This is a genomic window from Luteimonas terricola (assembly GCF_004352845.1).
Lineage (GTDB): Bacteria > Pseudomonadota > Gammaproteobacteria > Xanthomonadales > Xanthomonadaceae > Luteimonas > Luteimonas terricola.
Genome location: NZ_SJRX01000003.1, coordinates 100,805 through 112,794, shown reverse-complemented (window position 1 = coordinate 112,794; position 11,990 = coordinate 100,805). Strand labels below are relative to the sequence as shown.

Genomic DNA, 11,990 nt, shown 5'->3' with positions numbered 1-11,990 from the left:
TCGCCAATGTGCCGGGTGGGGGAGGGGCTATGTCGGTTCGGCGTCGGTGGCGCTGGCCATGTCGTCGGCGTGTTGGCCCGGCTTCTCGGCGGCGCCATCCGGCATGGTCTCGCCGAGTTCGGTTTCCACCGCACTTGCATGCCGTTGGCGATAGTCGGGGCAACGATTCACGGTAGTTCCCTGCGCACTGGCAGCAACACGTGGGTTCGCGCGCGTCTTTGGTCGCGAAACGGTATTAGCCAGGGGTGATTAGGCAGCATTATCGGGGGTAGGGAAGGGCTGCATTCGAGCCGAAGCGGACATGGCATGAGGAGCGCGGCGGACACGCTCCCGCACGTGCTCGGACTGGTGGGTCGGCCATCGTTTGGCCCCCGGGATGGGTCGACGCCCTGGTCCGGCCTTGACGGGCGTGCGGACCGCGCGCCCCAGACCCGTTAAATGCTGGTTCGGCTGCAGCTTGTCCGCCAGGATGGCAATCTCCGACGCCAATTGAAACACTGTATCAATTCGAGGTATCGTCGCAAAATGCTTCTCTGGCTCCGCCGCCGACTCTCGGGTAAAGCAGCATTGCTGCTGCTTGCCCTCGCCATGCTCGTGCAGCCAATGCTTGCAGCGGTTGGGGAGCTGCATGCCGTGGAGCATGGGTCGCACGTGGCGAGCGCGCACGACGACGACCATGTACCCCACGAGGAGGACGATCCCGCCCATGCGTTGGGCGCCCACGCGCTCCTCCACCAGTCGACCTGCGGCGGCGCTTATGCCGTGCTCTCCGCCGCGTTGCCGGTGCCTTCGTTCCTGCCCGCGACGGTCGATCTCTCGGGCGCAGACGCGCCGGGACTGCCCAGGTCTGTTCTGACCCTTCCGTTCCGACCTCCGATCGCCTGACGACGCTTCCGGCTGCCTGCGGGCAGTTGCTCTTGCGTATCCCGTCAACCGAATCGGAGGTTCTCCGTGAATCTGCGTTACTTGCTGGTTCTGGCCCTGGCCGGAACCTGCGGCGTTGCCTTGCCCGGCTATGCCGCCGAACCCTTGCGTCTGGATCAGGCCGTGTCCAGGGCGCTGGGCGCCAATCCACTGCTCGTCGCCGAGAAGGCGGAACTGCGGGCTGCCGAAGCGCGGTCCGCCCGGGGGGCATTACCCAAACCGCTGACGATCGGCGGTGAATTCGAGAACTTCGCCGGAAGCGGGATGCTGTCCGGTGTGCGCTCCAGCGAAACCACACTGCGGATCGGCAAGGTGCTGGAGCTTGGCGGCAAGCGACCGGCCCGGGAGGCGCTGGGGCGGGCCGAAGTCGACGAGCAGCTCAACCAGGCGGATGCCGTCCGCGTCGCGCTCGTCCGTGAGGCGACCTCCCGGTTCATCGACGTGGTTGCCGACCAGGAGCGCCTCGCATTCGCAAGGGAGCGCGTGCAGCTCGCGGAGCGGACGCGGCGGGAGGTGGCCTCCTGGGTCAACGCGGCGCGCAACCCCGAGTCGGACCTCCGGTCCGCCGAGATCGCGCTCGCGGAGGCGGAGCTGGAACTCGAGGACGCACAGCACGAGCTCGAGAGTGCGCGGGTCACGCTTGCGGCCATCTGGGGCACGCTCGAACCGGACTTCTCCGATGCCGTCGGCGACTTCGACGTGCTGCCCGAGTTGCCGCAACTCGCTGCGCTCGCTGCCCGGCTGCCCCTCACTCCGGGGCAGCGCCACGCGGCGCTGCAGCGCGAAACGGCGGACGCCAGGCGGCGCGTGGCGATGGCGAGCGCGAAGCCGGACATCGACCTGAGCCTTGGAGTCCGGCGGCTGGAAGGCCTGGACGACCAGGGCCTGGTGATGTCGGTCAGCGTGCCACTCGGCACGCGGGCCCGGGCCGGGCACTCGGTTTCCGAAGCCGACGCTGAGATCGCCGCGATCGACGCCCGCATGCTGTCGCAGCGCTACGAGCGTCATCAGCAGCTCTTCGCCGCCTACCAGGAACTCGCCCACGCGCGACACGAAGTAGAGCGCCTGAGGACGGCAATGATTCCGAAGGCCGAGGAGGCGGTCGCGATCACGCGTCGCGGGTTCGAACAGGGCCGTTTCGCCTTCCTCATGCTCGATCAGAGCCAGCGGAAGCTCTTCGACCTCCGCATCCGCCAGCTCGAAGCCACTGCCCGCTATCACACCCTGTTGGCCGAAATCGAAAGTCTCACGGCCACCGTCCAGGACACCATCCCATGATCCGCTTCCCGCTTTCCCTGATGATCTGCCTTGCGCTGGCCGCCTGCGGCGGGGCCAAGCAACCTGCCTCCCTTGATCCCTCTGCTGAAGCCGCAGCCGCTGGCGAGTACGAGCGCGGCCCGAACCGCGGGCGGATGCTCCGTGATGGCGACTTCGCCCTCGAAGTCACCATTTTCGAAGAGAACGCGCCCCCGCACTACCGCCTCTACGCGTACCAAGGCGACAAGCCTGTCGCACCACAGGACGTGCAGGCCACCATCCGCCTCAAGCGGCTCGATGGCGAGGTGAACGACTTCAGCTTCAAGCCGGAGGGCACGTTCCTCACTGACAGCGGAGAAGTCACCGAGCCGCATTCGTTCGACGTCGAAGTCCGCGCGCAGTACGCCGGCAAGTCGCACGAGTGGGTTTACGAGTCCTACGAGGGGCGCACCACGATCCCGGCCGCGGCCGCGCAGGCCTCCGGCGTGGAGATCGAAGTCGCCGGTCCGCAGACCATCCGCGACACCGTCAGGCTGATGGGCGTCGTGACGCTGGACGCCAACCGCCACGCACAGGTCAAGGCAAGGTTTCCAGGCACGGTGCGCTCGGTCAGCGTCGAGCAGGGCCAGCGTGTCAGCCGGGGCCAGACCTTGGTCACGGTGGAAGGCAACGACAGCATGCGCACGTACCCGGTGACCGCACCATTCGACGGCGTCGTGATCGCCAGGAACACCAATGCGGGCGACGTGGCCGACGCCAACGTGCTGGTGGAGATCGCGGACGTTTCGAAGGTCTGGGTCGAGTTGCGTGCCCTTGGAGCGGACGCGGAGAGGCTTGCGGTGGGCCAGCCGATCGAGATCGGCTCGGCGACTGGTGCCGGCAAGGTCGAAGCCAGGATCGAGATGTTGCTCCCGCTCGCATCCGGTCAAAGCGTTGTGGCGCGCGCCAGCATCGACAACCCGGAAGGCCGCTGGCGCCCCGGAATGATGGTCACCGGCGACGTCACCGTGGACGAAAAGGAGGTGCCGCTTGCGGTCCAGGAAGCAGGTCTCCAGCGGTTCCGTGACTTTACCGTGGTGTTTGCCCAGGTGGGTGACACCTACGAGGTCAGGATGCTCGAACTTGGCGATCGCGACGGTCGTTATGCGGAGGTTCTCGGCGGACTCAAGCCCGGAACGCCCTATGTGACCGAGCAGAGCTTCCTCATGAAGGCCGACGTCGAAAAATCCGGCGCCAGCCACGACCACTGAGGAGAACGCAATGCTTGAGCGCATCATTCGCGCGGCGATCGCGCATCGCTGGCTGGTCCTCGTCCTCGTCCTCGGCGTCTCGGTGCTGGGCATGTGGAGCTATGGCCGGCTGCCGATCGACGCCGTGCCCGACATCACCAACGTCCAGGTCCAGGTGAACACCGAGGCACCGGGCTATTCGCCCCTCGAGGCCGAACAACGGGTGACATTCCCGGTGGAAACCGCGTTGGCGGGCATGGCCCGCCTGCAGTACACGCGGTCCATCTCACGCTACGGCCTGTCCCAGGTCACGGTGGTCTTCGAGGATGGCACCGATATCTACTTCGCCCGGCAGCAGGTCGCGGAACGGTTGCAGCAGGCCGCTTCGCAGCTGCCAGACGGCCTGGAGCCCACCCTGGGACCGGTGGCAACCGGCCTAGGCGAGATCTTCATGTACACGGTCGAATCGGAGCCGGGCGCCGTCAAGGACGATGGCCAGGCCTGGACCCCGACCGACCTGAGGACGCTGCAGGACTGGGTCATCCGCCCGCAGCTGCGCAACCTGAAGGGCGTCACCGAGGTCAACACCATCGGCGGCCACGTGCAGCAGTACCACGTGACGCCCGACCCCTCGAAGCTGGTGGCATTCAAGCTCACGATCGACGACCTGCGCAGGGCGATCGAACGCAACAACGCCAACGCAGGCGCGGGCTATATCGAGCAGCGCGGCGAGCAGAACCTGATCCGCATCCCGGGGCAGGTCGCGGACGAGGCCGGCATCCGGGACATCGTGGTGGCCATGCGCGACGGCTTGCCGCTGCGCGTCGGCGACGTGGCCGATGTCCAGGTCGGCTCCGAGCTCCGGACTGGCGCCGCGACCCAGGACGGGCATGAGGTCGTGCTCGGCACGGTGTTCATGCTGATCGGCGAGAACAGCCGCGACGTTGCGATGCGGGCCGCCGAGCGGCTGGAGGAGATCGACGCCACGCTGCCGGCCGGTGTCTCGGCCCGAGCCGTCTACGATCGCACGCGGCTGGTGGACCGCAGCATCGCGACCGTCCAGAAGAACCTCCTGGAGGGTGCCTTGCTCGTCATCGCCGTGCTGTTCCTGCTCCTGGGGAACATCCGCGCGGCCCTCATCACCGCGGCGGTGATCCCGGTGGCGATGCTGATGACCATCACCGGCATGGTGCAGAACCGGGTGTCGGCAAACCTGATGAGCCTGGGTGCGCTCGACTTCGGGCTGATCGTCGACGGCGCCGTCATCATCGTGGAGAACTGCCTGCGCCGGTTCGGCGAGCGGCAGCGTGCATTGGGCCGGCTGCTGACCCGCGAGGAGCGGTTCGACCTGGCCGCCGTGGCAAGTACCGAGGTGATCAAGCCGAGCCTGTTCGGCCTGTTCATCATCGCCGCGGTGTACCTGCCGATCTTCGCGCTCTCCGGCGTCGAAGGTAAGACCTTCCACCCGATGGCGATCACCGTGGTCATGGCGCTGACCGCGGCCATGGTGCTGTCGCTGACGTTCGTGCCGGCGGCGGTGGCGCTGTTCGTGAATGGCAAGGTGGAGGAGAAGGAGACCAGGGTGATGCGGGCCGCGAGCCGCGTGTACGCCCCCCTCCTGGAGAAGGCCATTGCCCTGCGCGCTCCGCTGGCCGCGGTGGCCGCGGTGCTGGTCGTGCTCTGCGGATTGCTCGCCACCCGCCTGGGAACGGAGTTCATCCCCAACCTGGACGAGGGCGACGTCGCGATCCACGCCCTGCGCATTCCGGGAACGAGCCTCACCCAGGCCATCGGCATGCAGGAGCTGCTCGAGTCCCGGATCAAGGAGTTCCCGGAAGTCGACAAGGTCGTCGGCAAGATCGGTACGGCCGAGGTGGCCACCGACCCGATGCCCCCGTCGGTCGCGGACACGTTCGTGATGCTGAAGGACCGGGCCGACTGGCCGGATCCGGGCAAGCCGAAGACGACCCTCATGGCCGAGATCGAGACGGTACTGCGGGCGATTCCCGGCAACAACTACGAGTTCACCCAGCCCGTGCAGATGCGGATGAACGAACTCATCGCGGGCGTCCGCGCCGAGGTCGCGGTCAAGGTGTTCGGCGATGACATGGAGGAACTCGCCGCCGTCGGGGCGCAGATCGAGGGTATCGCGAGCTCGATCGACGGCAGTGCGGACGTGGCCCTGGAGCAGATCACCGGGCTGCCGCTGCTGGTCATCACGCCGGACCGGGCGGCGCTGGCCCGCTATGGCCTCTCGGTCGCCGATGTACAGGATACGGTCGCTGCGGCCATGGGCGGCGCGAACGCCGGGCAGCTGTTCGACGGCGACCGGCGTTTCGACATCGTCGTGCGGCTGCCGGAGGCGCAGCGCCAGGATCCGCGTGCGCTCGCGTCGTTGCCGATCCCGCTGCCGGCGGGCTACGGCGGGGCGGACGCCGGATCCATGGCGTACCTGCCGGGAGTGGTGCCACTGAGTGCCGTGGCCAGCATCGAGGTGGAGCTCGGTCCGAACCAGATCAGCCGTGAGAACGGCAAGCGCCGCATCGTGATCACGTCCAACGTCCGTGGTCGGGACCTTGGCTCGTTCGTGGAAGAGCTTCGGGCCCGGGTGGCTGCAGAGGTCGAGCTACCGCAGGGCGTCTGGGTCAACTATGGCGGCACCTTCGAGCAGCTGATCTCGGCAGGCCAACGGCTCGGCATCGTCGTGCCCGTGGTGCTGGTCATGATCTTCGGCCTGCTGCTGATGGCATTCGGATCGGCAAAAGACGCCGCGATCGTCTTCAGCGGCGTGCCCTTGGCGCTGACGGGCGGCGTGCTGGCGCTGTGGCTGCGCGGCATCCCGTTCTCGATCTCCGCGGGCGTGGGATTCATTGCGCTCTCGGGCGTCGCCGTGCTGAACGGCCTGGTGATGATCACCTTCATCCGCAAGCTGCGCGAAGAAGGCGCGAGCGTGCATGACGCCGTCGTCAACGGGGCGCTGACGCGCCTGCGTCCCGTGCTCATGACGGCCCTGGTGGCGAGCCTTGGTTTCGTGCCGATGGCCCTGAATGTCGGTACCGGCGCCGAGGTGCAGCGTCCGCTGGCCACGGTGGTCATCGGCGGGATCATTTCGTCGACCCTGCTGACGCTGCTGGTGTTGCCGGGTCTCTACCGGATGGTGCATCGCCCGAAGAAGCGTGCGGGCCGCGAGCCGTCCGCAGGCACCGCGCCCACGAACGCCTGACCCGAGGCGCGGAGCGGTCCCCGCGGCCGCTCCGTGCCTCTCTCATTACCTGACCTGGAAATCGTTTCCACATGATGTTCAAACCAACGCAATTCCTTCCGGCCACAGACGCCCCCGCGCGGAACTGGCTCCCGGCACTCCTCGCCGTACTCGCTGCACTGTTCATGCTGGTGCTGCCCGACCTCGCGTACGCACATGCCATCGCGGAAGGCGACAAGGGCTACATCCAGGAAATCACTGGCGTGCACCTCGTGTCCTTCGCCTATCTGGGCGCGAAGCACATGGCGACAGGCTACGACCACATCCTGTTTCTCCTGGGCGTGATCTTCTTCCTGTACCGGATGAACCAGATCGCGCTCTACGTCACCCTGTTCGCGATCGGCCATTCCACCACGATGCTGCTCGGGGTCTACTTCAACGTCGGCATCAACAGCTACCTGATCGACGCCATCATTGGCCTGTCAGTGGTCTACAAGGCGCTCGACAACATGGGTGCGTACCAGCGCTGGTTTGGCTTCCAGCCAAATACGAAGGTCGCGACCCTGGTCTTCGGCCTGTTCCATGGTTTCGGCCTGTCGACAAAGATCATCGAGTACGAGATCTCGCCCGATGGCCTCGTCCCGAACCTCCTCGCCTTCAACGTGGGCGTGGAGATTGGCCAGTTGTTGGCGCTGGGCGCCATCCTCATCGCCATGGGCTACTGGCGCAGGACGGACAGCTTCCTGAAACACGCCTACACCGCAAACGTCGTGATGATGTCGGCCGGCTTCATCCTCGTCGGCATGCAGCTGACGGGTTACTTCGTTTCCTGAACACTCAAGAGGCCTATCCATGTACAACTCGAAACCCACGAACTCCGATCTTCCGTCGTCCTCGCGCCTGCTCAAATCGACGATCATCGCCGCCGCCGTGGCGGTGCTCTTCCTGGTGACCATCGTGTTGCCGGCTGAGTACGGCATTGATCCCACGGGCATCGGACGCGCGCTTGGCCTGGCCGAGATGGGCGAGATCAAGACCCAGCTGGCAGAGGAACGCGATGCGGATGCCATCCTTGACGCGGCCAGTGCCGACGCGGCGATCATCCAGCCGCCGCAACCGGCCCAGGCTTTGGATGTCGCGGGAGCTGCCGGAGCTGCAGGCTCCGCATCCGCTGCGGCGGTCGAGCCGGTGCCGGAGGCGAAGTCGGCCTGGCGCGACGAAATGCGGGTGGAGCTCTCGACGGGGCAGGGCGCAGAAGTGAAGCTTGCGATGAACGCCGGGGAGCAAGCCACGTTCTCCTGGATGGTCGAGGGCGGCGTCGTGAACTTCGATACCCACGGTGATGGCGGTGGCCGCTCCACAAGCTACGAGAAGGGCCGGGGCGTTCCTGCCGATGAAGGCGTGCTCGAGGCCGCATTCGACGGCAACCACGGCTGGTTCTGGCGCAATCGCGGGAGCGCTCCAGTCACAGTGATCATCCGGACGGGTGGCGCGTACAGCGCCATGAAACGGGTGATATGAGGTCAAGGCTGCGCGCGGCGAGATCGGGTGACCCCTGCCATGTCTTGTCGCATTTGATTCTCCGGAGGCAGGCACATGCTCGAAATTCTGCGTGAACGCACGTTTCGCCGGTTGTTCGGTGCCCAGGTGGTCGCCCTTGTCGGCACCGGCCTGGCGACCGTGGCACTTGCGCTGCTGGCTTACGACCTGGCTGGCGCGCAGGCAGGCTCAGTGCTTGGCACCGCCTTGGCCATCAAGATGGTCGTATACGTGACTCTGGCGCCGCTGGCCGGCGCCACCGTTCCACCGCGACTACGCAAAGCGGTGCTCATCGGGCTTGATCTGGTCCGGGCCGCGGCGGCGCTGATGCTGCCGTTCGTCACCGAGATCTGGCAGGTCTACGTGTTGATCGCGCTGCTGCAGTCGGCATCCGCATGCTTCACGCCGCTGTTTCAGTCATTGATCCCGGAGATCCTCCCGGAAGAACGCGATTACACGCGCGCCCTGTCCTTGTCGCGCCTTGCCTACGACCTGGAGAGCCTGCTGAGCCCGGCGATTGCGGCGGCGCTGCTGACGATGATCAGCTTTCATGGACTGTTTGCAGGGACGTCGGCGGGTTTCATCGCCTCGGCCCTGCTGGTCATGGCGACCACGTTCCCGGTGGTTCATGCGGCGCGTGCCGCAGGCAGCCCCTACGCCCGCGCGCTTCGGGGCATGCGTATCTACCTGCACACGCCGCGCCTGCGTGGCCTGCTTGCACTGAACCTGTGCGCCGCCGCCGGCGGCGCCATGGTGTTCGTCAACACCGTCGTGATCGTGCGTGGCCCGCTTCAGGGGGGCGAACGTGAAGTCGCGTGGGCGCTCGCAGCGTTTGGTGCCGGCTCGATGGCCGTGGCGTTGCTGCTGCCGAAGCTGCTCGAACGTATCCAGGACCGGAGCGTGATGCTCGGTGCCGCTTCGGTCATGGTGGGCGCGCTGTTCGCGGCCACCGGGCTGTGGGCCGCCACGCAGGGAAGGCTGGGCTGGGCCCTGCTCATCCCGCTCTGGTGCGTGCTTGGAGCGGCATACGCCGGCCTTGTAACACCCGGCGGACGGCTGTTGCGACGATCCGCGCAGGCGGATGATCTCCCGTTCCTGTTTGCGGCGCAGTTTTCGCTATCCCACGTGTGTTGGTTGCTGGCATACCCGCTGGCGGGCTGGGTAGGGGCCGCCATCGGACTCGGCAGCGCGCTCGTCGCCTTGAGTTGCGTGGCCGTGCTGGGACTGTTTGTTGCCTGGCGCGCCTGGCCTTGCCACGATCCGGACGTGGTTGAACACAGCCATCCCGAGTTGTCCGACGATCACCCGCACCTCGTCGACCATCAGGTCCTCGAGGGAAAGCATATGCATCCCTACAGGATCGACGAGTTGCACGGACGCTGGCCCCAATGAGGAGGCGCGGCACGAGCGGCCCGCCACGTGATCGATGACGGAACTGGGCGTTTATGCCGCGTTGTTCGCGATCGCCTTCGGGGCGGCGACGCTGCTGCCGCTCTCGTCGGAAGTCCTGCTCACCGGCTTGCTGATGGCGGAGTACGAGCCGGCGTTGCTGATCGTCATCGCCGGCGCCGGCAATGTGCTGGGCTCCACCGTGAACTGGGTCATCGGGCGCCAGTTGGAACGCTTCAGGAATCGCCGTTGGTTCCCGGCGAATGAAGCACAACTCGATCGCGCCCGGCGTTGGTACCGGCGTTACGGAAAATGGTCGCTGTTGCTCAGCTGGGTTCCCGTGGTTGGCGATCCGCTGACGGTTGTTGCCGGTGTCCTGCGCGAACCCCTTTCGAGCTTCCTCGTGCTGGTGGCGATTGCCAAGGTGGGGCGCTACATTGCATTGGCGGCCGTGGTTCTCGGCGCACGTTGAAGAATATTCGTCGGTCGACATCACCCGCCTGCCACGTCCACCAGCCGTCCATAACCGGCGGCACCCACCAGCCAACGCCAGGTGGACCGGAACAGCACGCCCAGCGCGACCGCAAACACCACAGCGCCGCTCAGGTCCCTGGAGCTGCCAAGCAAAAGCGCGAGGTTGGTCCCGGTGATCAGCCCGACCACGGCGGCCGTCGCGCCCCCGAGGAACTCGGCAATGTCGCGACGATGCTTGTGGCGAAGCAAGTTGGGGGCATGGGCGTGCCCGGCGCCAAGCGCTTGAAGGAGCTGGAGACCGAGAACGGCCGGCTGACGAGGCTTCTGGCGGAGCCGATGCTCGAGAACGAGGTGACCCGCTAGGCGATGCGAAAAAAGGGTACCGCACCAGCGCGCAGGGCGCTGGTGCGGTACCCCTAGCCCATGAATGCTTTCAGAGTGGGGCAGGGCGCTCCGGCGGGTGCCTGGGCACACTTGTCCAGTTGCTTTTCCAGGTCGGCCTCCAGCTTTCGCAGATCAGAAATCCGTCCGCGGACATTGGTTAGCTTGCGCTCGGTGAGCAACTGCGTCTGTTGGCAGGAAGAAGCCCCAACCACCTGCTGGAGTGCTTGAACCTCTGCGAGGCTGAACCCCATGGTCTGGGCACGGCGTATGAACTGAAGTCGCTTCACGTCATCAGGCCCGTAGCGGCGTACGCTGCCTGCAGGACGCTCAGGTTCCGGAATCAATCCCCTGCGCTGGTAGTAGCGGACGGTTTCCACGTTTACGTTGGCGGCCGTTGCGAGCCGTCCGATGGTCAGCGTCGGGTTACCCAATTGTCTTGACTCCGTACTATGGTACGGAAGTTAGTATAACCCTCATGTCCCGCGCGCACCCGAAAACCCCGGTCATCGCCCTGATTGGTGCTGGCCTCGCCACCCTCGGAGCTTCGATTTGCTGTGTGGTGCCGCTGGTGCTGGTGCTCATGGGGATCAGCGGCGCCTGGATCAGCACCCTCACGGCGCTGGATCCCTTGAGACCCTGGTTCAGCGCCGCTGCCGTGCTGTCCTTGGCCGTGGCGTTCTGGTTGGTGTATCGACCGGCAGCGCAGTGTGGTGTGGATGGCCGCTGCATCGAGCCGGGCACCCTGCGACGCAGGCGGCGTTGGCTCTGGCTCGCGACGGCCCTCGTCGCCCTGTTGCTGCTCTTTCCCTATTACATCGTCTGGATTCTGTAGGAGGCGCGATGCGCAAGTGGATACTGGCCCTCGTGGCTGCTCTTTCGATCGGTGCTGCTCTGGCGGCGACGCCGGCGACCGTGGTTGTGCTCGATGCCGAGAACATGACTTGTCCCGCCTGTGGCATCACCATCAAAAAGGCACTGGAGAAGGTGCTGGGCGTGGCCGAGACGAAGGTGGACACCCGAGCTGAAACAGTCACGGTGGCTTTCGATTCGAGCCAGACGGATATATCCGCGATCGCGCGTGCAGTCACGGAGGCAGGTTTCCCGGCCAAGGCGCGAACCGGCGGTGAGTGACGTCGAGCTCCAGAGTGTCTTGACCTGCCCGGAGTGTGGGCATCGGGCAACGGAGACAATGCCGGTCACAGCATGCCAGTTTTTCTATGAGTGCACGGGCTGTGGAGTGGTCTTGCGGCCCAATCAAGGCGACTGTTGCGTGTTCTGCTCATTCGGAACTGTGCCGTGTCCGCCGATCCAACAACAGAAGCCCTGTTGCGGATAACGGCCGTGGCAAGTGGTTGCCGCTCATCAGCAAACCCGGCGAACGAACGCCCCGCGGCAAGCGGGGCATTTCTTCTCCTGGGGACCGGACAACGGGCCGTAATTCAGTGAGGTAAGCCCCCGGCTCTGCCGCGGGACGCTTAGGGTTTGACCTATACCGCGGTCGGCTTCACCCCAGTGCTTCTTGCAGTTGATGTTGCTGTTGCTCTTAGCGATTGGAAAAGACCCCTTTGAGGGGTCCCAATCGCTTAAAGCCC

The 11,990-nt window shown here is 65.8% G+C and carries 14 protein-coding genes and 1 pseudogene; 12 read left to right on the top strand and 3 right to left on the bottom strand.

What is annotated here, in order from left to right:
* Positions 1 to 27: 27 nt before the first annotated feature.
* Positions 28 to 171 (bottom strand): hypothetical protein, encoded by a 144-nt coding sequence (locus E2169_RS14255; protein ID WP_165942369.1) that lies wholly within the window; start codon positions 169 to 171, stop codon positions 28 to 30.
* 354 nt (positions 172 to 525) lie between these two features.
* Between E2169_RS14255 and E2169_RS08030 the strand changes: the two genes are divergently transcribed.
* The 8 genes from E2169_RS08030 (at position 526) to E2169_RS07995 (ending at position 10,012) form a co-directional block, all read left to right on the top strand.
* A complete protein-coding gene (locus tag E2169_RS08030) occupies positions 526 to 885 on the top strand; it encodes a hypothetical protein (RefSeq protein WP_207918377.1) in 360 nt (119 codons plus the stop codon).
* Between the two features lie 66 nt (positions 886 to 951).
* On the top strand, positions 952 to 2,202 hold the full coding sequence (locus tag E2169_RS08025; protein WP_132986111.1) for a TolC family protein: 1,251 nt from the start codon (positions 952 to 954) through the stop codon (positions 2,200 to 2,202).
* Positions 2,199 to 3,431, top strand: coding sequence for an efflux RND transporter periplasmic adaptor subunit (locus tag E2169_RS08020; RefSeq protein ID WP_132986110.1), 1,233 nt, complete (start codon positions 2,199 to 2,201; stop codon positions 3,429 to 3,431). Before E2169_RS08025 ends, E2169_RS08020 begins: the two co-directional genes overlap by 4 nt.
* 10 nt (positions 3,432 to 3,441) lie before the next feature.
* Complete coding sequence (locus tag E2169_RS08015; RefSeq protein ID WP_132986109.1) at positions 3,442 to 6,633, top strand: efflux RND transporter permease subunit; 3,192 nt, start codon at positions 3,442 to 3,444, stop codon at positions 6,631 to 6,633.
* A gap of 164 nt (positions 6,634 to 6,797) precedes the next feature.
* Complete coding sequence (locus E2169_RS08010) at positions 6,798 to 7,445, top strand: HupE/UreJ family protein (protein WP_132986384.1); 648 nt, start codon at positions 6,798 to 6,800, stop codon at positions 7,443 to 7,445.
* Positions 7,446 to 7,464: 19 nt separating this feature from the next.
* Positions 7,465 to 8,133 carry a transmembrane anchor protein gene (locus tag E2169_RS08005; RefSeq protein WP_132986108.1) on the top strand — a complete coding sequence of 223 codons (669 nt, stop codon included), beginning with the start codon at positions 7,465 to 7,467 and terminating at the stop codon, positions 8,131 to 8,133.
* Positions 8,134 to 8,208: 75 nt separating this feature from the next.
* A complete protein-coding gene (locus E2169_RS08000) occupies positions 8,209 to 9,543 on the top strand; it encodes an MFS transporter (protein WP_132986107.1) in 1,335 nt (444 codons plus the stop codon).
* 34 nt (positions 9,544 to 9,577) lie between these two features.
* Positions 9,578 to 10,012, top strand: coding sequence for a YqaA family protein (locus E2169_RS07995; RefSeq protein ID WP_132986106.1), 435 nt, complete (start codon positions 9,578 to 9,580; stop codon positions 10,010 to 10,012).
* A gap of 20 nt (positions 10,013 to 10,032) precedes the next feature.
* Here E2169_RS07995 and E2169_RS07990 read toward each other — a convergent pair whose 3' ends face one another.
* Positions 10,033 to 10,263, bottom strand: coding sequence for a hypothetical protein (locus tag E2169_RS07990; protein ID WP_132986105.1), 231 nt, complete (start codon positions 10,261 to 10,263; stop codon positions 10,033 to 10,035).
* Between E2169_RS07990 and E2169_RS07985 the strand changes: the two are divergent.
* Positions 10,250 to 10,374: pseudogene (locus tag E2169_RS07985) on the top strand (IS3 family transposase); the annotation flags it as partial. The gene E2169_RS07990 and the pseudogene E2169_RS07985 overlap by 14 nt on opposite strands.
* 56 nt (positions 10,375 to 10,430) lie before the next feature.
* Here E2169_RS07985 and E2169_RS07980 read toward each other — a convergent pair.
* Positions 10,431 to 10,829: a MerR family transcriptional regulator gene (locus E2169_RS07980; RefSeq protein WP_132986104.1), complete on the bottom strand. Its 399-nt coding sequence runs from the start codon at positions 10,827 to 10,829 to the stop codon at positions 10,431 to 10,433.
* Positions 10,830 to 10,873: 44 nt separating this feature from the next.
* Between E2169_RS07980 and E2169_RS07975 the strand changes: the two genes are divergently transcribed.
* The 3 genes from E2169_RS07975 to E2169_RS14440 are packed head-to-tail and all read left to right on the top strand — an operon-like array spanning position 10,874 to position 11,734.
* A complete protein-coding gene (locus E2169_RS07975) occupies positions 10,874 to 11,230 on the top strand; it encodes a mercuric transporter MerT family protein (protein WP_132986103.1) in 357 nt (118 codons plus the stop codon).
* Positions 11,231 to 11,238: 8 nt separating this feature from the next.
* Positions 11,239 to 11,529 carry a heavy-metal-associated domain-containing protein gene (locus E2169_RS07970; protein ID WP_132986102.1) on the top strand — a complete coding sequence of 97 codons (291 nt, stop codon included), beginning with the start codon at positions 11,239 to 11,241 and terminating at the stop codon, positions 11,527 to 11,529.
* Positions 11,477 to 11,734 (top strand): GDCCVxC domain-containing (seleno)protein, encoded by a 258-nt coding sequence (locus E2169_RS14440; protein ID WP_425480542.1) that lies wholly within the window; start codon positions 11,477 to 11,479, stop codon positions 11,732 to 11,734. The genes E2169_RS07970 and E2169_RS14440 overlap by 53 nt, the downstream gene beginning before the upstream one ends.
* Positions 11,735 to 11,990: the final 256 nt, after the last annotated feature.

What these genes read in the sequence shown, in the direction of transcription:
- E2169_RS08010 (WP_132986384.1), top strand. Translation starts at nt 6,798, where the DNA reads ATGCTGGTGCTGCCCGACCTCGCGTACGCACATGCCATCGCGGAAGGC.
- E2169_RS08030 (WP_207918377.1), top strand. Translation starts at nt 526, where the DNA reads ATGCTTCTCTGGCTCCGCCGCCGACTCTCGGGTAAAGCAGCATTGCTG.
- E2169_RS08020 (WP_132986110.1), top strand. Translation starts at nt 2,199, where the DNA reads ATGATCCGCTTCCCGCTTTCCCTGATGATCTGCCTTGCGCTGGCCGCC.
- E2169_RS08005 (WP_132986108.1), top strand. Translation starts at nt 7,465, where the DNA reads ATGTACAACTCGAAACCCACGAACTCCGATCTTCCGTCGTCCTCGCGC.
- E2169_RS08015 (WP_132986109.1), top strand. Translation starts at nt 3,442, where the DNA reads ATGCTTGAGCGCATCATTCGCGCGGCGATCGCGCATCGCTGGCTGGTC.
- E2169_RS07995 (WP_132986106.1), top strand. Translation starts at nt 9,578, where the DNA reads ATGACGGAACTGGGCGTTTATGCCGCGTTGTTCGCGATCGCCTTCGGG.
- E2169_RS08000 (WP_132986107.1), top strand. Translation starts at nt 8,209, where the DNA reads ATGCTCGAAATTCTGCGTGAACGCACGTTTCGCCGGTTGTTCGGTGCC.
- E2169_RS07970 (WP_132986102.1), top strand. Translation starts at nt 11,239, where the DNA reads ATGCGCAAGTGGATACTGGCCCTCGTGGCTGCTCTTTCGATCGGTGCT.
- E2169_RS07975 (WP_132986103.1), top strand. Translation starts at nt 10,874, where the DNA reads ATGTCCCGCGCGCACCCGAAAACCCCGGTCATCGCCCTGATTGGTGCT.